The sequence below is a fragment of the Halorubrum coriense DSM 10284 genome, assembly GCF_000337035.1.
GTDB lineage: Archaea > Halobacteriota > Halobacteria > Halobacteriales > Haloferacaceae > Halorubrum > Halorubrum coriense.
Genome location: NZ_AOJL01000057.1, coordinates 20,581 through 40,747 on the forward strand (window position 1 = coordinate 20,581; position 20,167 = coordinate 40,747).

At 54.3% G+C, this 20,167-nt stretch carries 18 protein-coding genes; 12 read left to right on the forward strand and 6 right to left on the reverse strand.

What is annotated here, in order from left to right; translation table 11 throughout:
• Positions 1-22 precede the first annotated feature (22 nt).
• Genes C464_RS17635 through C464_RS12870 form a run of 3 tightly spaced genes read left to right on the forward strand, consistent with a single transcriptional unit; the run spans position 23 to position 2,875 of the window.
• Entirely contained in the window at positions 23-1,447 is a 1,425-nt protein-coding gene (locus tag C464_RS17635; RefSeq protein WP_080510454.1) for a DUF58 domain-containing protein, read from the forward strand.
• On the forward strand, positions 1,447-1,965 hold the full coding sequence (locus tag C464_RS12865) for a hypothetical protein (RefSeq protein ID WP_049911164.1): 519 nt from the start codon (positions 1,447-1,449) through the stop codon (positions 1,963-1,965). Before C464_RS17635 ends, C464_RS12865 begins: the two co-directional genes overlap by 1 nt.
• Before the next feature lie 31 nt (positions 1,966-1,996).
• On the forward strand, positions 1,997-2,875 hold the full coding sequence (locus tag C464_RS12870) for a hypothetical protein (protein WP_080510455.1): 879 nt from the start codon (positions 1,997-1,999) through the stop codon (positions 2,873-2,875).
• Between the two features lie 101 nt (positions 2,876-2,976).
• Here the strand turns inward: C464_RS12870 and C464_RS12875 are convergent, their stop codons facing one another.
• From C464_RS12875 to C464_RS18595, 4 genes are all read right to left on the reverse strand, one after another.
• Positions 2,977-3,966 (reverse strand): AAA family ATPase, encoded by a 990-nt coding sequence (locus C464_RS12875; protein WP_006114180.1) that lies wholly within the window; start codon positions 3,964-3,966, stop codon positions 2,977-2,979.
• Entirely contained in the window at positions 3,959-5,068 is a 1,110-nt protein-coding gene (locus tag C464_RS17640; protein ID WP_080510456.1) for a DUF4350 domain-containing protein, read from the reverse strand. The genes C464_RS12875 and C464_RS17640 overlap by 8 nt, the downstream gene beginning before the upstream one ends.
• Positions 5,069-5,344, reverse strand: coding sequence for a hypothetical protein (locus C464_RS12880; RefSeq protein ID WP_006114182.1), 276 nt, complete (start codon positions 5,342-5,344; stop codon positions 5,069-5,071).
• Between the two features lie 183 nt (positions 5,345-5,527).
• Positions 5,528-6,769, reverse strand: coding sequence for a hypothetical protein (locus C464_RS18595; RefSeq protein ID WP_152420954.1), 1,242 nt, complete (start codon positions 6,767-6,769; stop codon positions 5,528-5,530).
• A 119-nt stretch (positions 6,770-6,888) separates the two neighbouring features.
• Here C464_RS18595 and C464_RS18600 point away from each other — a divergent pair, with 119 nt between their 5' ends.
• From C464_RS18600 to uppS, 6 genes are all read left to right on the forward strand, one after another.
• The gene (locus C464_RS18600; RefSeq protein ID WP_239640234.1) at positions 6,889-9,423 is read left to right on the forward strand and encodes a PGF-pre-PGF domain-containing protein; all 2,535 of its coding nucleotides are present in this window, start codon (positions 6,889-6,891) and stop codon (positions 9,421-9,423) included.
• Between the two features lie 34 nt (positions 9,424-9,457).
• A complete protein-coding gene (locus C464_RS17645; RefSeq protein WP_006114185.1) occupies positions 9,458-10,162 on the forward strand; it encodes an ABC transporter ATP-binding protein in 705 nt (234 codons plus the stop codon).
• Entirely contained in the window at positions 10,159-11,388 is a 1,230-nt protein-coding gene (locus tag C464_RS12895; RefSeq protein ID WP_239640235.1) for an ABC transporter permease, read from the forward strand. The genes C464_RS17645 and C464_RS12895 overlap by 4 nt, the downstream gene beginning before the upstream one ends.
• On the forward strand, positions 11,388-12,620 hold the full coding sequence (locus C464_RS12900; RefSeq protein WP_049911166.1) for an ABC transporter permease: 1,233 nt from the start codon (positions 11,388-11,390) through the stop codon (positions 12,618-12,620). The genes C464_RS12895 and C464_RS12900 overlap by 1 nt, the downstream gene beginning before the upstream one ends.
• A 188-nt stretch (positions 12,621-12,808) precedes the next feature.
• Positions 12,809-13,090, forward strand: coding sequence for a PadR family transcriptional regulator (locus tag C464_RS12905; RefSeq protein WP_006114188.1), 282 nt, complete (start codon positions 12,809-12,811; stop codon positions 13,088-13,090).
• A gap of 370 nt (positions 13,091-13,460) precedes the next feature.
• Positions 13,461-14,429 (forward strand): polyprenyl diphosphate synthase, encoded by a 969-nt coding sequence (gene uppS / locus C464_RS12910; RefSeq protein WP_049911168.1) that lies wholly within the window; start codon positions 13,461-13,463, stop codon positions 14,427-14,429.
• Positions 14,430-15,136: 707 nt separating this feature from the next.
• On the opposite strand, the gene C464_RS18605 is transcribed toward uppS, so the two are convergent.
• Both C464_RS18605 and C464_RS12915 read right to left on the reverse strand, forming a co-directional pair.
• Positions 15,137-15,946: a hypothetical protein gene (locus C464_RS18605; RefSeq protein WP_152420955.1), complete on the reverse strand. Its 810-nt coding sequence runs from the start codon at positions 15,944-15,946 to the stop codon at positions 15,137-15,139.
• Between the two features lie 102 nt (positions 15,947-16,048).
• On the reverse strand, positions 16,049-16,630 hold the full coding sequence (locus C464_RS12915) for a DUF7344 domain-containing protein (RefSeq protein WP_006114191.1): 582 nt from the start codon (positions 16,628-16,630) through the stop codon (positions 16,049-16,051).
• Between the two features lie 455 nt (positions 16,631-17,085).
• On the opposite strand from C464_RS12915, the gene C464_RS19290 reads away from it, so the two are divergent.
• From C464_RS19290 to C464_RS12920, 3 genes are all read left to right on the forward strand, one after another.
• Entirely contained in the window at positions 17,086-17,718 is a 633-nt protein-coding gene (locus C464_RS19290; protein WP_006114192.1) for a hypothetical protein, read from the forward strand.
• A 17-nt stretch (positions 17,719-17,735) separates the two neighbouring features.
• Positions 17,736-19,343, forward strand: coding sequence for a right-handed parallel beta-helix repeat-containing protein (locus C464_RS17650; RefSeq protein WP_080510457.1), 1,608 nt, complete (start codon positions 17,736-17,738; stop codon positions 19,341-19,343).
• A gap of 154 nt (positions 19,344-19,497) precedes the next feature.
• Positions 19,498-20,167 (forward strand): DUF1102 domain-containing protein (locus C464_RS12920; protein ID WP_394296107.1); only part of this gene is annotated, 670 nt, incomplete at its 3' end.

The following is a 20,167-nucleotide window of genomic DNA, read 5'->3' on the forward strand; positions in this document are numbered from 1 at the left end:
ACCCCGCGCTGAGACAGAAGTAATGGAGGTCACGGAGCAGTGGTGGACGCTTGCGAGCGCCGGCCTGCTGCTAGTCGGCCTCGGGTTCATCGCAGACCAACTTGTGTTTCTCCTTGCTGCGGCGGGCCTTGGAGCGTGGTTGGTTGGGGGGGCAATCGCTGCCAGTCAATCATTTACTACACAGCAGCGCCAGCTATCCGTTTCGTATACACTTGACACCACAACAATATTAATCGACACAGCAGCCGAGCTCACACTTCGGGTCTCTCGCCCCTCGGCTGCGGCACAGGTGCCGGTTGTCATCACCGTTGAGATGCCACCTGGCATCTCGGCTGTAACTGGCAACCCAGCTGTCGTACTCGGGTCAGGAGAGACATCACAAACAACGACGTGGACCATCTCCCCGTCAGTTGTTGGGCAGTTCGACTTTCCGCCCGCAGCAATCATGATTGGTGATCGGTACCAGCTGTATAACGTAACGCTCCCGGACACAGAGACTCCGACACTCACAGTCCAACCACAGACACCAGAGCTACATGTCGGCCAAGGTGGGACCGGTGTCCAAAATGCATATGGCCAGCACCGGTCAGATCGCCCTGGCCCTGGGGTGACAACGCGGGAGTTACGAGAGTACGTGCCGGGCGACGATGTCCAACAGATCGACTGGAACGCGACGGCTCGGCTTGGAGAAACGTACGTGCGCGAAACAGAGGGCGAAACAGATCGGCAGACACTCCTCATTGTCGACCACCGTCATCGCATGACCGCTGGGGTTGATGGCGGTACAATGCTTGAATACGCGCGTGAGGTGGCTGGTGGAATCGCTCAGACGGCCGCAGACAACGGTGATCCACTCGCGTTCTCTGCCGTCGGTTCTGAGGGAATTACTACCCAAATCACCGCCGGGACGACACCCCAAACATACACCAACATTAAATCAGCACTGTATGATCTTCAGCCAACGGCTGAGGCCAGTACACAAGGAAGTCGGTCGGCACCGCAGGCACGCCAGCTTGCCGACCGCCTTCGTGGCGATACAAGCCCCTTTGGCACCGCGCTCAGCGCGTACGTTGAGGATCAAACGCAGTACGTCCAGCGTTTTCAGACTGACCCGCTTGTCAGTACCGTTCGCCAAGCCCAGTCGACCCGTGGCAGTGATGGAATCATTGTACTCGTGACCAGCGACAGAGACCGGGCCAAACTCCGTGAAGCGGTCAAGACGGCTGTCCAAGGCGACAGCCAGATTTTGGTGTTCCTGATGCCACACTGTCTGTTTGAGCCGCCAGCCCTCTCAAAGCTTGATGAGCTGTATGACCACTATCGTGCGTTTGAGGAGTTCCGACGCGAGCTTGAGCGGCACCCCCGAGTCAGCGCGTTTGAGGTGGCGCCTGAATCACGCATCCAACGGGTGCTGGCTCATCGCCAAGCAACAGGGGTGACACAGTGATGCCACAGTCCACGCCAGAGCTACCCACTTCGGACGATCCCGTCTTTGATTTGAACGCCCGCGACTGGGGAAGCGCGCTTGGGCTGGGGGTTGTCGCAGTTACGCTAGTACTGATGTCGCCATCGGTGCCGATCGCGTCACTAGTCGTCCTTGGGGCTGCGGCAGTAGTTCATTCGGCACCGCTGGGGTTTGTCATCGGGCAGATCGCGTGTATCCCCGTCGTGAGTGGAATTTCACCGCTCACAGGCGTCGTCCAGCTTGGCCTCCTAGCTGTATTGACAGAGCCGACCCGTTCTCCTCGTGATACAACCACACTCGGGTTGAGTATCATCGCTTGGGTCGTCCTTATCGCTCTCGTGGTGGGGACAACTGACCAAGGACTCCTCGTGACAGGCGGACTGGTGTGTCTCGCTGTCGGGGGTAGCGTGTACGTCACGTACCGCGTCACGCTTGTCCGTCTTGATCTCGTCACAGTCGGTGCGCCCGATGACGATAGCAACCTGAACACAAAGGGGTAAGTGAGGCTGGCATGAATCGGAGAATATCGTAATGGCCCACTCCGGTGGAACCGAACCCGCAGGCGGACCCGCAACCGACGAGTCTGCGTCCACGGCCGAGGCTGTGTCCGAGAGTGACACGCCGGCACTTCAGACGCGTGTCGCAGTGCTCGAAGCTGAAAACCGGCAACTTCGCGAGGAGTACGCTCGGGCCCGTCAAACCACGTACCGTCGGACCGCGGTGAGCCTGCTTGTCGTGGGGCTGTTCGGCATCGCTGGCGGTCTTGTGTTCCCTGACGCGCGTACCATCCTCTTTGCGCTTGGTGGCACTGGCATTTTTGCGGGTGTGCTCACCTACTTCATCACCCCAGAGCGATTTATCTCGGCGCAGATTGGTGGGCGAATCTTTGAGGCGGTTCGTGCCGATCGTGAGGCAACGATCGACGAGTTAGGACTGCGAGGCGAGCCAGTGTACGTCCCGGGAGATACGGTCCGGCTGTTTGTCCCGCGCGAAGCGAACGCACCACTTCCTGAGCCGATATCTGATCTCGATCTGTTTGTCGTCCCCGAGGATCCCACAACCGGTGGGGTTGCGTTTCATCCGACCGGGGTCCCACTGTTTGAGGAATTCTCAGACACACTGGATCAGTCGCCCGGGACGGCGCCACAGTCGGTGGCGCCGGTCATCGCTGATGCGCTGGTCAATGTCTTTGAACTTGCTGATGGTGTTGAGTCGGCAGTCGATACCGACACTCAACGCATCACGTTTGAGATCAGCGGTGCCGGATTAGGTGACCCAACCGCCATCGATCACCCCATCGCCTCATTTCTCGCTGTGACCCTCGTAGAGACACTCACAGAACCGGTTGCGGTTACAGTCACAGAAGAGGCACCGCTTACGGTGACGTGTCGTTACGGACGTGAGGATTGACATCCTCCCCGCGCTGAAGCACGGGGCTTTCTCCTCGAATTTCCGTAAGTACCAGATTAAGACTAGTTGGTCCGCCACCCTCTGAGCACTCCGACTGCTGGCTACTCGCTGGGCACTGCCTGCTCGTCTGGCTCGGCAAAGGTTGTATCAGCACTTGGCGGTGTCACATCATCAAGAATCCCATTGATGATCACCGGGACAGACTCGTCAGCAAGTTCGGCGTCAGTCGTCCGGATCACCCGATGGTTGAGGACAGGTGCTGCGAGTGCCTTGATATCGTCCGGAATGACGTACTCACGTCCCTGAATCGCAGCGCGGGCCTTGCCAGCACTCAAGAAGGCTAGTGTGGCCCGTGGGGACCCACCGTGTTGTAACATCGGCGACGCCCGTGTGGCTGCCACGAGATCCAGAATGTACTCTTTGACTGGATCAGCAACGTACACCTCTGTGACGGCCTCACTTGCACGCTGGAGGGTATCTATATCGATGACCTGCTCGACCGCTGACGGACCGAGCTCAGGTGCTGTATCGAACCGGTCAAGCACTTCGCGTTCACCGGTCCGGTCAGGGATATCCACAGTGTATTTCAGCTGGAAGCGGTCGCGTTGCGCTTCTGGCAGTTCAAACACTCCCTCCATTTCAATTGGGTTCTGTGTCGCAATGACCATGAACGGCACCGGCAACCCAAGCGTGTCACCGTCGATGGTAACCGTCGATTCCTCCATCGCCTCAAGCAGCGCACTCTGTGTCTTCGGCGTGGCCCGATTGATTTCGTCGGCCACAACGAGATTGGCGAAGACAGGTCCCTTTTTGAGTTCGAACTCGCCGGTCGCCTGCTGATAGACGTTTGTCCCGACAACGTCGGCGGGCACCATATCAGGCGTCATCTGAATCCGACTATATGAGAGCCCGGACGCCCGTGCGAACGCGTTAGCAATTGTTGTCTTTGCGACGCCCGGGACCCCTTCGAGCAGAAGATGCCCATCAGTGAGCAGAGCGATTGTTAATCCTTCAAGAACCTCGTCGTTGCCAACGATAACATCGCCAACTGCCTCACGAAGTGTCTCGTACAGCGCCTCGGGACTACTCATCTTGTTCGTCTCGTGGCCGCTCAGATAAAACAGCTGTTATCACCTGTTGAACTTGTGTTTCACCAAGTTCGGGGTACTCTTCGTGAACTGCCGTCCGTAGCGTCTCAGCATCTAGATAATGCGACTGTGTGCTCTCGGATCGGTCCCAGAGCCACTGAGGCAGTAGCGACAATGCTCGTACTGGGAGCAGTGTTTCGAGGGCGTCACTCATGGTACCCACACGGATGCGACGCCACACTAGCAGCCACACACCAAGTGTGGCAAGTCCACCACCAACCTGGAGGAGTGGTGATGCTCGCAGTAGCACTAGCGCTTGTGCTAACGGCGGCTGTGTGCCCGCGTGTGAGTAGTCAAGCAGGGCTCGGTCGTGGGTTGTGACGAGCTGTGTGGCAAAGAGACGGTTATCCGGTTGAGCCAGCATCGAATTGATAAAGATACTGGGGTCGCTGAGTGTGATGACTTGGCCATCTTCGATGGACTCAACAGTGACAACAGGATACGCGCCGAGTTCATCACCGGCTGAGAGGTTCCCCGTCGCGTTCCGATCGAGATAGGCGAGCTCGGAGCTCGTCACAATCGGAGTGGCATTTCCTGGTTCAACCGCGGTGGCACCATTCAGCGTGAGTTGTGAGACACTTTGGGTGTACGGCGTTGTCGTTACATTTGGCGCCAGTGGGAGCGACGGCCCGCGGTAATACTCCTGTTCATCACGGAGCTGGAGCCGGCTGAATCGGGCGTCTGCTCCAATTGCCGTCAGGAGTGGATTGCTATGTGGCCCAAAGTCATCGGCGATAACAACGGTCCCACCCCGTTCGACAAAGTTGCGGAGCCGTTGTGATTCGTTAGCTGAATATGGCTCTGTGGGTACAAGGATAACCGAAACGGTATTTGTGGCATTTGCTGTCTCGTATGGGGTTGTGTCAAAGACGATTCGGCTATCTGAACGCTCATCGACGAGTTCGCGGAGCTCACTCGTCCCGTCCCACTGGGAGTTGTATGCTCCAAACGAGGCTGTTGAGGTACTGGCAGCAAAAATCACTGTGCCAATGAGAAAGCAGATAAGAACATACAACACAAGCCGGGGGACTGGTGGCGTTCGCATTTAGAAGGTCCCCTCTGGTAGAATTTCGATAATACGCCGGATGACGATGTAGCTGAACCCAGCAAGTCCCACAAGAATGATTGGGAGCAGCCGCCGCCGCCAGCGCGGTGTGACATTAAACGGCGCAGTGAGTTCAACAACCACGAGTAAACCAATGAGAGACACTACAAAGAACAACTCTAACTCTAATGCGTCGAGTACGCTGAGCAAAAGAATCACGCTCATCATCCACGCCACGAGTGTATACACAAATCGCCGCCGTTTTTCCAAAGTCATTGGTAGTATATCGTTGACACGATTGTTTCTTCCGTTTGAATATTAGATTATTTAAACACGCTCATTCGCTCTATGTTAGCAGATATTTAATCATCTGTTTCGTATTAGTGACTTCTCTATTTGTTCTAGTACCGTCCCATTAAGTCTTGTAGAACACATCAGTTTACGCAAAACAGGCGTGGATCACATACTCCCGGCAGCTCGGCGAAGCCCGGCACCAACTACTAACGTAATTAGGATTGCTTGTACCGCATAGAGCGGTACGCTGTCCTCTGAACTGTCGGGTGAGGCAGGATCCTCGTTGGGCTCAATTGTCCCATTTGGCTCGCCTGCTTCATCAGCAGTTCCATTCCCATCTGTCGAATCATCGTTTCCTCCGCTAGTGGAACCGTCGGTGTCAGATGAAGAGTCCGTCTCTCCATCCGTTGAGCTGTCGTCTGTATCTGAATCCGGATTTATGCTGTCTCCGGAAGCATCGCTGTTGTCTTCATCGGCGGTGTCGGTTTCATTGGACTGGTCACCACTTGTGTCTCCACTATTACTGCTTCCGTCACTTCCGTCGCCGCCATCGGTTCCGTCACTTCCGTCGCCGCCATCGGTTCCGTCACTTCCGTCGCCACCATCGGTTCCGTTTTCAGAGCCGCCATCTCCTCCACTCTCTCCACCTGAATTATCATCAGTCTGTTCAACGGTTATTGAATAAGCCTCGCTCAATCCGATTAGAGAAGGACGTCCATTGATGTCTTCACCCCCACGAATCCTGACCTGTGTCTGGTACTCTCCCTGATTAAGCGATGATATGTTTCCTTCATACTTGTTGTCCGCTGTCTCAGTCAATGTGATGTTTTGACGCTTATCACTATTCCAAACGGTCAGGGTTACGGATTCTATTGATGTTGGCTCTATTGTTGAGAGTGAAACCTCAACAGGCACGCTCTCAGATGGATGTATAGCTGTATTTTCTGGCGCTGACCCATTAATATCCAGAGAATCTACCTCATGTGAGGCAATCACAACTGGTAACACCGACTTAATTAGCCCTTCATCGGTGTCTAGGATGTTAACGCCATAGCTACCAGGTGATTCTACACTGTTTGCAAATTCATACGGTGTTTCTGCTCCAGTCGTACTCTTCGAGGAAATTAACGACTCATCTGAGTCGCGGAACTGTATTTCATATGATTTGTTCTCTTGATCCGGAACTGTCGCTGTTCCAGTAAGTGGCTCATCTGGAGTGATTACTGCTGTTTTATCGACCTCTAACTCACCATCAATGAAACCATCAGACACGGTCTGAGACGGAATTGAGACTGTAGAATCCGAGTCTAGTGTAAAATCACTAGTTGATTGACCCCCAACACCCACACTTCCAATGGTTACTCCAAGACAGAGTAGAACGACAAAGAGGGCTGATCGGCGGTTCATAGGAGATGTTGGCTTCCAACGCGGTATCACTTTTTTGGTTCTATCACTGTATTCTTGACACCTCTGCTCGCAGTCCTCTTGTAAGAAAGATATAAAGCGGATGCCAAAAATTAGTATCTATGACACGCTCAGCGAGACAGGTTACACTCGCTATTCTATTCAGCCTCGTCATGATCGGATCGATGATGGGGCCGTTTGTTGGAGGAGCACTAGCTTCAGTGGATGAGTCCCACTCATCAACGAGCGCGATCGAACCCACAGGCCAACCAGTTGAATCAAACATTGGAACAATCAATATTACGGATGACCTAGCCGTTTGGGAACGGGCGCCTCTTCGCCCTGTAACTGTTGATCGACAAACCGGACCCGATAACCCAGCAACCGCAATCAATAGCCCAGAAGTTACCCTTGAGGGGGTCAATATAGGGACCTCAAAAGAAGTCATTTTCGAGGAAGGTGATGATGTCAGGTTCAATCTTGACGGCACATCAGACCTCCCCGAGAATGAATTTAGGGTACTTGTCACGCGTATTGACGCGAATCAAGACACGACAGAAGTATTCCTTAATTCACAGAATGTGAGTGTTGAGGAAGTTGAGCGTGCGTTCAGAGATGTTAGTGGATACGGCGAGTTCGAGTCAACTGTCCAAGATCAAAATGAAGTTCGGTTTGGGACTGTTCGTGACTTCTTTAACGAGACTGACCGATTCGAGACGTTCGCCAAATCGTTCGCAGAAAATCAAACGCTAACCACTGAGCGATTTAAGGATGCACTCACATCAGATGAGTTCCTAAAACTCACGAGCTTTAAAACAGTTACCGCTGGAGATATCCGTCCTGATGGTACGCAAGAAGCCACTGTCAATCTTGATGAGTCGGGTACTTACATCCTAATCGGACATATCGGTGACGAAGTGTATGAGGAAGGCGATGAACGACCTCGGTTCAACAATACAACAGCACTCGGAGTTGATGCTGTCACGGCTCAAGAGGGTCCCTCCACGATCAACTTGGACAGCACACAGATTGAACCTGGTGAGAATGTCTCGTTGACCGCAACAGCTGGGCTTAGCTCTAATGAGAATATCTCACATGCTGTCGCCGTTTTCGATAACAGTACATTCAGTGACAGCAAAACTGAAATTTTAGTCAGTGGTGGATTCTCCCGTGATGTGCGTGCTGAAGACGTGACTGTCGGATCATCAATCGCAGAGATTCAGGGAGTCGCCAACGTACAACCGAATGTTCAGATCTCTGGGACTAATATCGCTTCTGAAGAGTTCTCGGGCACGGTGAGTACAAAAGACCAAGCAGACAGTTTCTTTGACATTCGCAATGCGTTGGTTGATGGATTTGACATCCGCGACCAAGCCGGGGACGCAGCCACGTTCAATACCATCGGAACTACGACACTAAACGCCTCGTTGACCGCTATTGGTGACGCCTCTGGTGAAGAAACAATCAAAGTTGAAACACTGGAGGGGTGGCAGACTGGTGAGTACGCGGTTCTCCACATCGCGGCTGATCAAGAAGACGGGACCATCAGTACGAGCCGTACTGGTATCCAAATTAACGACAGTACAGGTGGAGGTGACGACAGTGATGACGGTGGCGACGACGACAGTGATGACGGTGGCGACGACGACAGTGACGATGGTGGCGACGACGACAGTGACGACGGTGGCGACGACGACAGTGACGACGGTGGCGATGACGACTCGGCTGACGTCCAGCCGCCCGAACCGCCGGCTGACGTAAACATCGAAGCAGAAGAGACGGCAGATCTCGTCGCCGACGACGAGACGGACACTGCGACGGCCACGTTCAGCGAGGAGAACGCTGTCGAGTCGGTCAGCTTCGACTTCCGTGCTTCCGGCGGCGTTAACGCTCGAACGCTAAGTCAAGAACCAGCCGAGACTGGACCTGCTCCAGGTTCCTCAGCGTCTGTCGCCCAGATCACCGTGGGCGATATGCTCAGAGACTCCGAGGCGACAATCCGCAAGCGCGTCACGCGAGAGCGTCTCAGTAACATCAGTGCTGACGCTGAGGACCTCACCGCCTTCCGCTTCGCGGACGGAGAGTGGCAGGCCCTCGACACTGAGGTCGCCAATGAGAGCGACCAACGAGTCGTCGTTGAGTTCCAGACGCCCGGTTTCTCGTACTTCGCCGTGAGCGCGACCGGAGAACCGACCGCCGCGATCGACGCGCCGAGTGAGGTTGAAGCCGGCGACGAAGTCACTCTTGATGCTTCCGGCTCCGAGAACGAGTTCGGCGAAATCGTCTCGTACAACTGGTCTGTCGACGGCGAGAGTCTCAGCGGCGAGACCGCCACAGCAACCCTCGACGAAGCCGGTGACGTCAGCGTTGAGCTGACCGTCGAGAACGACGCCGGCGAGACGGACACCGCGTCTGCGACGATCACCGTCGCGCAGGTCGACGACGGCGACAGCAGCGACGGCGGTGACGACGGCGACGGCAGCGACGACGGCGACGGCAGCGACGGCAGCGACGGCAGCGACGGCAGCGACGGCGGTGATGGTGGTGATGGTGGTGATGGCGATGATGGTGGAAATCTCGGACTTGCCCTCGTCATCGTCCTCCTTGCCCTCCTGATCGCTGGTGGCTTCATCTACTATCTCAACGTTCAGGAGTAGTCGCTAACACACTACCCTCTGAACGGCCCTCCAAATGGCAACTCAGCACAGCTCAACCCCGGTCGTCTGCTCAGACGTGACTCGTCAGTATGCCGGTTCCACAGACCGACTTGGAACAAGCGGCACTACTGTGACGGCGCTTGATTCCGTCTCATGTGAAATCGCACAGGGATCGGTTGTTGGCGTTGCCGGACCAAGCGGCAGCGGAAAATCGACACTGCTTCACTTGCTCGCAGGCCTCGATACGCCAACGGCTGGCGAGATTCAGATCTATGGGACCGCACTCGACGAACTTTCATCACGAGAGCAAACGGCATTTCGCCGGTCACATATTGGGATGGTGTTCCAACGGTTCCATCTGTTACCCGCGCTTACAGCGGTCGAAAACGTAGCAGTTCCACTTGTCCAAGCGGGCATGAGCCGTAGTGAACGTCGCAGCCGCGCTACGAAGTTACTTGACGCGGTTGGACTCGGGGCCCGTCACGACCACCGGCCCGGGTCCTTGAGTGGCGGCGAACAGCAACGGGTAGCGATTGCACGGGCACTTGCTGCGGATCCAGCGGTTGTGATCGCCGATGAACCAACGGGCGAGCTTGATCACGAGACTGGCGAACAGGTGCTTGATTTGTTGACTGATATCGCTGCGGACCGTGCTGTCGTGATTGCGTCACACGACGAGTACACTCTTTCTCGGACAGACCGAGTGATCAAGCTGCGGGATGGACGGCGAAAGTCGTGAGTAGCCGGCTACGCCAGCTGGCGGGGATTGGTGGCCTCGGTGTCCGGCGTGTTATCGGTCGCCTCTACACCGGTGGACGAGGCCGCACGATTGTCTCAATCACCGGTGTCGCCCTTGCGGTCGCACTGTTGGTCGTTGTGACAAGTTTGTCAGCGGGGCTCGCCGGCGGGGCAACCGTCCAGAGTGAGGATATCGACTACTGGATCGTTCCCGATGAGTCGGGTGCGGGGAGCGTTCCACTCAACGCAGAAGGGGCCCAACTGAGTGAGGTACATCGGATTACGGCACAGCTACGCACCGATCCACGGGTTGAATATGCCACTCCTGTTGCGATTACCCCAGTTCAGCTTCGTCACCCACCAACCGATGAGCGGATGTATGTCCTCGCGTTAGGCGTCATTCCCGAAACAGGGCGGCATGTTGCTGGACTCAATACGACACCCCTTACAGGCTCATATACACACTATGATAACGGATCGTACGCTGGACCGTGGAGCGGACAACTAGTTGTTTCACCGGCTGTCGCCGCTGACCTCAACGTTACGCCGGGAAACGAGCTAGCATTCGGTGGGAACGCCCGTAGTAGCACTGTCGCTCACGTGACTGACACCAACATTGAGGCCAGCGTAGGTGAGGTTCCAGCAGTTGTGATGCCGCTTGCAGAGCTTCAAACCCTCACTGGACAGACCAGCAGTGATGCGGCTAACCAGATTCTGGTGAGCACGTCAGCTCCCAGCGTCAAATCACTCCTCAGCAATATCTATCCGAGAACCAGCGTAGTCTCACGCGCAGGACTCACGGGCGTAGAGACCTCAACAACTAGTTTACCGATCGCAATGGCGCTGGCAGCGACGCTTGTTGCTGGTGGGATTGGAGTCGCATTTGTCGCCACGATGATGGGGCTAGAACTGACCGCAGGCCGGCAAGAGTTAGCGATTCTCGGTGCGGTCGGGTTTTCTGTGCGGGCTCGGGTGATTGTTGTGATGGCCGAGACGATTACTGTTGCTGTACTTGGCGGGGTGCTTGGCGTTAGCCTCGGGAGTGTAGGAGTTGTTGGCCTCAACGTTGCCATCGCAGAGTTTGTCGGTGTCGCGACGCTGGCGACGCTAACACCCGGCATCATCTTGTACGCGCTGGCTACAGCCGTTACAGTGGGCGTATTGGCGACCCCATACCCGCTTTATTTGGCTACACAGACAGATGTACTGGCCACGCTCACTCGCTAATGAAAACGCGACTCAGACAGCTCCATGGGCACGTATGGATTGCGCTTCGGCAGCTGCGGTGGGATAAAACTCGAACCGTCCTCGCTGTAGTCGGCATTGCGCTTGCCGTCTTATCTGTCACGTTGCTTGCGGGAGTTGGAACTGGCGTGACAGAAACAGGGAACGAATTAATTAACGAAGCAGATCGCGATCTATGGATCACCGGTGGCCCAATTGAGTTGGCACCCGGCTCAGTCGGTGGCTTCCAAAATCCAGTTCCAAACGCACACACCACCGCGACAGAGATTGAGCAGCGCGAGGATGTCCGTACTGCCGTCCCACTGGCATTTCAAGTCGTGTACGTCAGTACTGATGATGACGAATTTGAAACGATTGTCGGCAGCGGAACAACGGGAGTAGGGAGCTTTCGCATCACAACCGGCAGGGGGTTTAACAGCCCTACTACACACTACGCTAACGGCACCTACAGCGGAAATTTCACTCATCAAGCGATCATTTCGCCTGATCTTGCCGACCAGCAGAACCTGTCGGTTGGCGATACTATTCGTGTGGGCGGGACCATTGCGAGCGCACGCGCCAATGAGTTTGAAATTGTCGGGATCTCTTCTACCTTCTCAAATTTCTTGGGGACACCTACGGTCACTCTCCCGCTAAGTGAGCTACAGACACTCACTGGCAATGCGTATGATGACAGCGCAACACTGATCACCATCAGAACAGCTGACGGCGCCGATCGTGAGGCCGTGAAAGCAGACCTCGCCGAAGCGTACCCAGAGTATACATTCCGCACAAATCAGGAGCAGTTTGTTGAGATACTCCAACAACAGGCGGTCATACTCGCCGCCGGCACGAGCCTTGTTATTCTCGGGGTCGTTGCCGGCGGCGTACTCGCGTTGAACCTTCTGTTATCATTGGTGTATATTCAGCGCGCACCGTTTTCCATGCTCCGCGCGACAGGAGCAACCCAGCGTGGAATCGCGACCATTGCGATCGTCCAGACGGTCAGTATCGCCCTAGGCGGGTATCTCCTCGGCGCACTACTGACTCCCCTACTTGCGGCTGGGATCGATCAGATTGCGTTTTCCGTGACCGGATTTAAGGGACTCGTTCAGGTGCCACGTGTTGCCTACCTTGCCGGTGGAGGTGTTGCTGTCGGGTTCGCGCTGATTGGTGGGCTTTTGGGTGTCTGGCGTGTGACCCGAGTGACGTCCGCTCGTGGCCTGATTGAGTGAACTCCCCCGCCAAGAGTTCACACCGTCAGGCACGGCGGAATGTCAATTCGGATACCCCTGATCGTTTGCTTTTGATAGCAAGAGGGACACAAGACACCTCAAAGCACCACTTGTCCGACCACACAGTAGGCCACAGTCTGACAGGAGTTATAAATATTAATTTGCTTTGAACAGCAACGGCGAGATGAATGGACGATCTCACCGCGTTTCAACGAGATATGTTGTTCGTTATTGCGGGCCATGAGAAGCCGCATGGACTCAAAATAAAGAATATGCTTGAGAACTACTACGAAGATGAAGTCAATCACGGACGCCTCTATCCGAATCTTGATGACCTTGTTGACGAAGGCCTGATAAACAAGGGTGAAAAAGACAAACGAACCAACTGGTATACACTCTCAGCACAGGGCATTGAGGTGCTCAATCACCGCCGCAACTGGGAAGATCAGTTCGTCGAGCAGCACTTCTGACGTCTCTTCTCGCCGGCCACTACGGCACCTGTTTGCTGCCTAGCAGCACAGTTGATTTCCTCTCACAACAGCCTCATTAAAATGTAATAAGGCAGTAGTATATTTCAGTTGAAACATCTGTGTATCTATGATCGCTTCCATGATCGCAGGTGACCGGGCTAGCGTCTTGGCTGTTGGTCGCATCGTTCCCTTAGGGGTACATCGTCGTGTTGACCGCAATCACTGCGAACGTGCTTTCACAAATTTCAGTTCTTTGAGTATCGTTGTTATGATTCAAGCAGTACAAACCACTACCACTGAGGTTCGTCCAAGACATAGTTGACAAGCGAATAGCTTAATTGACACAAGTGTTGATACACACTCATAAGTAATGCTTGAGCGGGTGAAACAGTGGCTTCGTGACGTGTATGTGGGTGAGATCAAGCAGTCTCTTCATTTGACACCAGACCACGTCGCTGTGATCCAAGATGGGAACCGCCGGTACGCGCGCGAACGGGGGCTCGATCCGTCAGACGGCCATGCTCATGGGGCAGAGACAACCGAAGAAATGCTCCGTTGGTGTACTGAGTTCGATATTACAGAAGTCACCCTGTACACCTTCTCAACAGAGAATTTTGCACGGCCGGAAGAAGAGCTCACTGAACTCTTTGATCTTATTGAAGACCGACTGTATTCGTTTGCGGATGCGGATCTTGTTCATGACAACGAGGTCTCTATCCACGGGTTGGGTGAAATCAAACGACTTCCCGACCGCGTGGGTGAGGCAGTTACGTACGCTGAACAGCGTACATATCAGTACGATACACTCAAGCTTAACATCGCCTTGGCATATGGCGGCCGCAATGAGCTTCTGCGGACAGCACAGCAGCTCACACAGGAGGTTGCTGACGGCGACTTGGACCCAGAAGCCATCACCGCAGACCTGATTGGCGAGACACTATATCGTAGGCCGGTCCAAGACGTCGACTTAGTCATTCGGACTGGTGGCGATGAACGGACCTCGAACTTTCTCCCGTGGCATGCGAGCGGGAACGAGGCTGCGGTCTACTTTTGTACGCCGTACTGGCCAGAGTTCAGTAAAGTGGAATTTGCGCGGGCCGTTCGCACGTACGAAGCACGCGAACAGTCGTGGCAAGAAACCCAACTACGCCGTGCTCTTTCTCTTGTTCATGCGGTCAAACACACGGAGTACCAGCCACGAACGCAACTGATCCAACGACTTCGCGACCAACTCACTCGAGAGACCGCGACACGGTTTGTGGATTCGGTTCAGACTGATACCGAGACAACACCTGCGGATGGCGACACGAAACAAGCTCACCCCGTCTCAAACGACTGAGATGCTCCTATCTAGGATTTCACCGATCCGGGACACCACTCTTGATCGACTGTTGAACGGTGGTCTGCCTCTCATTAGGACAGCTCCATCGCATGACTGAAGCTGGGGCTTCTGCTCTGTTACTCCCGTAATCTAGTAGCCGTAGCGGAACAAATCAATCGGGGCACGTCGGCGCGCAGACGCACGCTGTCAGTAACGTGGATATAACCTTATCGTACAAGCTGGTACAGTGGTAGTGTCTCTATGACGCGCATTCACAGGAACTGACCCCAGACCAGCTGTACTCATGTCACTCTAGCGCACCACAATGAATCGTCCTGTAACCCTTCCAAGACTCGTCGCTTTTGCCGTTCTTGTAGTTTCTCTGGTCTCGTTAATCACATTATGGGGTATTTTTTGGACGATGTGGGTCCGCGGTGAGACATCAATCGTCCTTGAGTCAGATCGATTTAGTGAGTTTCTCCCAGAGTTTATATTATTGACACTAGCAATTGTCTTCCTTCCAGTACTCCTGTATGAGCTCGATCGACTCCTCACCAGCTGAATATACTCCTCCCGCTGTCGCCAACACATCTGGTCGCAAGGGAGTCGTTGACACTAGCAACCAGCCCACGCAACTTCGGTTGTCAATGTGTCTCCACTTGAACTGAGCATCTCTCGTCTACGGGACAAACGATCTCACGAGCCTACAATGGGGCCGGGACTGCTTACTCAGTTTCGTCACTAAAGGCCTCACCAGCGTTCAAAACGGCTTCCTCTGAGACGAAGCCATCGCTACCTGCCTGTGCCCGAGTGAACACTCCAATCCCCTCAATGCCGATCCCGATGATCTCGTCCCCGTTATTTTCCCATCCAAAATCCTTCGGACCAAGTTCTGCTCCAGTAGTCTGTTGACCCGATTTAATTGATCCAACAGATCCACGCCCGCTCTTGCCAGATCCACGAATATAGGCTTTTGCGCTGATGTTTTTATCGTCGTCTATGTGTATTATAACATTTCCATTCTTCATGAACTCAACTTGAATTTTCGAAGTGCTTTCAGACGCACTCTCACACCTGAATTTGAACACTCGTTGTTTATTCACCGTCGTGCCACCGGCGTCACCTGTGAAAGCGAGTGACAGTGAGGTCCTCGCCGTCTCATCTGTCTCACACCTGACTGCGACGAACGCTTGCTCACCCGGGGTAAGATCGACCTGCTTCTTTTCACCAACTTCGAGTTGATCACCAACTGTTACCTGATCAACTGCTTCGCCTCGGCCGTTAAGACTTATTGTCAGATTCAGATCGCTGGTGAATTTATTTGTAATTTGTACGACATTTGTCTCCGTGGCACTCTTTACGACTCTGTCTTCGTTTGTTGTTAGGTTTCTTAACCCCAAGTACGCCTTTTTATCTTTCACGACATTCACTTCTACGTCGCGCTCGGCCTCGACGCCGCTGAACGCGCTGGTGCCGACGCTCATCGCACCGGAGCTTGCGCCGCCGAGCAGCAAGATGAGGGTTCGTCGTTTCATTCGTGATGAGATCGGTCGGTTCGGTTAGTTGACGCAATGCGTCCCTACTCTAAGCTTATGCGGTGCCAGAACCTCAGTAGATGCTGGTTGAATACTGCTCTTTTATGTGAGTCCCGGCGGCTCGTCAGGTTCACCAACTTTCATTTTCGCGGTGTAGTACTTGTGTGTTATCGCAGAGAACGTGAATGCGACGACGATAGCGGTCATCCACGCCATATTGGGGAGGAGAACGAATGGCCACGCGTCGAGCCATACTGCGCCGGCGAGCGCGAGAGCGACGCCCGAGAGCCCGAGATAGTAGGTGCTCCACGGTATTTCTCGTCCCTCGACGATGTCCATGTAGAGGTCGACGTCTTGGAGTGCGGACGTTGGCTCGATGATGCCGCGGTCCTTGTTGAACTCGACGACTCCCGCATCGTCCATCTTCGGGAGATGAGACTGCTGGAGCGCTGTGTACACGCGCTTCCGCTCCGGCCCCGTGATCTCGGTCGTTTCGATTCCGTTCTCCCACGCCGCGATCTGCTCGGCCATATCGCCAATCCTGAGCGTGTCCTGATCCTCACGTTTCAGCAGATGGACCGCGAACCGCCGCCGTTGGTTCGCCAGTACGTCGAACAGTTCGTCTTCGGACACCTCCCCCGCTGGTTCCGATTTCTCTTCGTCGAACTGCTGTACCGACGCCATTTCTGTCTGACACATATGAGCATGCCAACATAAATCCCGTGGTTATGATAATCTGCTAAACTTTTTCTCCGTTCAAACAGCTGTTTATTTGTGCGCGTGTACAGCCGTTTTGACGGTTCAAACACCAGAAAACCGCATTTATGCGCGCTACATTCACAGCTGCTTCTACGCTATTTATCAAATCCTACCAGGTTTGACAGTATTTTCTCAGCAATAATTGCTACTTCAGGGTGGTCCTGAACGGGCTCTAAAGGGATCTCAGGCCGGGCCTGAAGCAATCGAACTGGGTTTCAGGTAGGGTCGGAACGGTGTGGCCGGTACTTCACGCTTGTCCGGAAATGTTTCTGGAGATTCATAACGATATGGGACAGGCGCCATGGGTGTCATAGAGCGACCCCGAGTGACGCGGGATGTCCCGCATTGGTGGCCCGCGGGTCGCGTGCGGACAAAAAACTATGTCAAACCGACGAAAATTTATTGCTGGACTAGGGGCGCTGGCTACAGGGAGTGCGGCCGCTGTAGGAACCGGCGCATTCACCAGTGTGACGGCGGAACGCACGGTTAACGTACAGGTCGCTGGAGATGCTAGCGCGTACCTCGGGCTGGCACCAGTCAGTAATAGTCCAAATTCGGACTACGTTGTAGTGAATAATCAAGAGGTATCGTTCGACTTCTCCAGTGGCGACGGCGACTCAAGCGGCGGAGGCTCTGTTGACGGGGATGGTTTCAACCCTGACGCGACGACGCGGATCAATGACTTACTACGCGTTACCAACCAAGGGAATCAATCGGCAAACTTCTGGGTCAATATTGAGAATCTCGGCGCTGGAAGCGACTTTCTCACGATTGAAGCGAGCGGCTATCCCACATACAGCCCTAATATGGGAAGCAAAACAGGCGCGAGCACACAACTCGCTTATGATGGTGGGAATGATTCCGGAGTTCACCCGTACAAACTAGACACAGGGGAAGACATCTACCTACACTTAGTCGTTGATGCTACTGCCCGGGGTGGTCAGTCACCAAACAATTTCAGTGGGAATGCCACGTTCGTTGCCGCGAGTGACGACTCACAGCCCCCACTCTAACAACGAGGTAATACACAATGCAACGACGCAAATTCGTTCTCGGACTCGGATCGCTCACCGCCGCCGGGGCGGCCGCAGTAGGCTCTGGCGCGTTCACAACCGCAGAAGCCACTCGTGATGTCTCCGTTGAGGTCGCGGACGACAGTACTGGCTACCTTGCGATACAACAGTCCGGCGGACCGAACAGCAAGTTTGCTTCGCAGGCTGGCAACGGTACCATCGGACTGAACTTCTCTGGAAGTGGCAACAGCGGAGGCGGCGTAGGTACCAACTCGGTGTATAATTTCGATAACGTCTTCTCCATTACGAATCAGGGCACTCAAGCGGTCTACGTTTGGGTGAACTTCTCTGGATCGACGTTTGACGACTCCAGTCTCTATCTCTACCCGAACGGGTCGCGAGATACGAAGCTTAACGATGGGAGTAACAGTGTTCTCGCGCTATCTCCTGGAGAAGAAGCTAATATTGGAGTCCACGTCGACACAGAGAGCATTACCGCGGACGGCTCGCCGACAATGACGATCAAAGCCGACGTGGATAAGCCCGGGACAAGTGAGTCCGTTGGATCAGACGGAGACCAGACGTTGGTCGTCAGCCAGAATCCTGACCAAGGTGATTTCTCTTCGATTCAGGCAGCGATCGACGCTTCTGACGGAACAACGATTTATGTTGAACCGGGCCGTTATGAGGAAGACCTCAGTATCTCGAAAGATATTACACTGGTAGGCGCACAAGGTGGAGTACCAGCATTCGATCCGAGCAGTGGCACTACCCGAAGCGCTGATGACCTGAGTGGCGAGACGGTTCTTGACAGTTCTGGTAGCTTCGATTATGAGGGTGAGGGACCAGCAGCACTCAATATTGGGGGCGGTGCGAGCATCACTGTTGATGGCTTTACGTTAGCCAACAATGGATACTTCGTAGATAGCGATCACTGGGGAAACCTAGTGATGAAAAACAGTATCCTAACAAACTCCGGCACCGCAGCCAACGGTCATATTGATCTTAGTGGATACAAAGGCGGAGTCGGAAGTCTAACCTTTAGAAACAACTACATCACCGAAAATAGTACTTCTAATGGGATCCGAATCCGTAATAGTACGGACAGCCCAGCTGTGTTGACAATCGAGGACAACCTTTGGGAGAACAACCGTGCTTGGGCAATGAATCTTAATTACTCTCGTGGGTCCATTAAGAACAACACATTTAGGAACACTACCGAATTCAGTGGAACCACGCTTGAGGGACAGGATGGTGAAAAATACACTTATAAGCAGTGGGGAATTATTGTCGCCGCTGATGATAATGACTTGACTATCCAAAACAACACGTTTGACGCGCTGAATGGCCCAGGTGTTAATATCTACGGGAGCTTCACAGGAACGGTGAATATCGATAATAATGCGTTCAACGTGATCAAGGATGATTCAATCCTACTGATCGATCGACAGACTCCAGATCAGTATCCGGCTCAGCAGGTCAATATCAACATTACAGACAATTCATTTACCATTCCCGAAGATGAGCTAGCCATTAATAACGAAATTCCAAACCAGATCGCAATTGATGTAGTTGGGAGTAGTCTTAGCTTACGTGATGTTTCCGAAGGTGTGAACCTCAACTAATAACATCTTCAAATATTACTTATATTGATTATAATAGTCATAAGGTAGCGCCATCAAATCTTCAAAATATATGAAAATTCTTTATATTAATACTGCTGCGATTTTGTTAATTATCGTCGTAGGATCGCTCGCCTTTGCGACGGGAGCGGCGGTGGTGAACGACGACGCCGACACGTTCGCGGACGACGCTCTCGCAGTCCACCCGGCCGACGGACCGAACGGAAAGTACGCGTATCTCAATGACGACGACGAGATCGCGATCGATGTCTCCGCGTCGAATACGAACATCCGGGACCCTTCCTTTGAGGGCGTCAACGTCGACACGACCGGGACGATCGACAACGTATTCAGGATCACGTACACGGCCGACGAGTACGCGTACGTGTGGATCGACGACGCGAGCGAGAACGTCACCTTCGTCGCCGATGGCCGGTCGATCGAGGGCGAGGCGAACAACGTCACGCTCGCGCCCAACGAGACCGTCACGGTTGGACTCGCGCTCGACACGCGCGGCAAGACCGCTGGGACGCAGTTGGGCGCCGACGAGCTCTCGATCAACGCGAGCCTCGCGGAGCCCCAGGAGACCGGCAGGGATACGACCGGGACCGGCACCTCGACTCAAGAGCTTGACGGCGGTGGCCCCATCGTCACGGTCTCATCGCCGAGCCCGAACCGCCGCGAGTTCGTCGCGAGCGGGGTCGACGACGGCGAGGCGGTCCGGTTCCGCGCAGAGGGCATGCCACTCGACGGCGACAACCTCTCCGCGGAGGGGATCGATCTGGAAGGGGTTCGGAACGAGCGCATCGAGCTGAACGCGGCGGGGG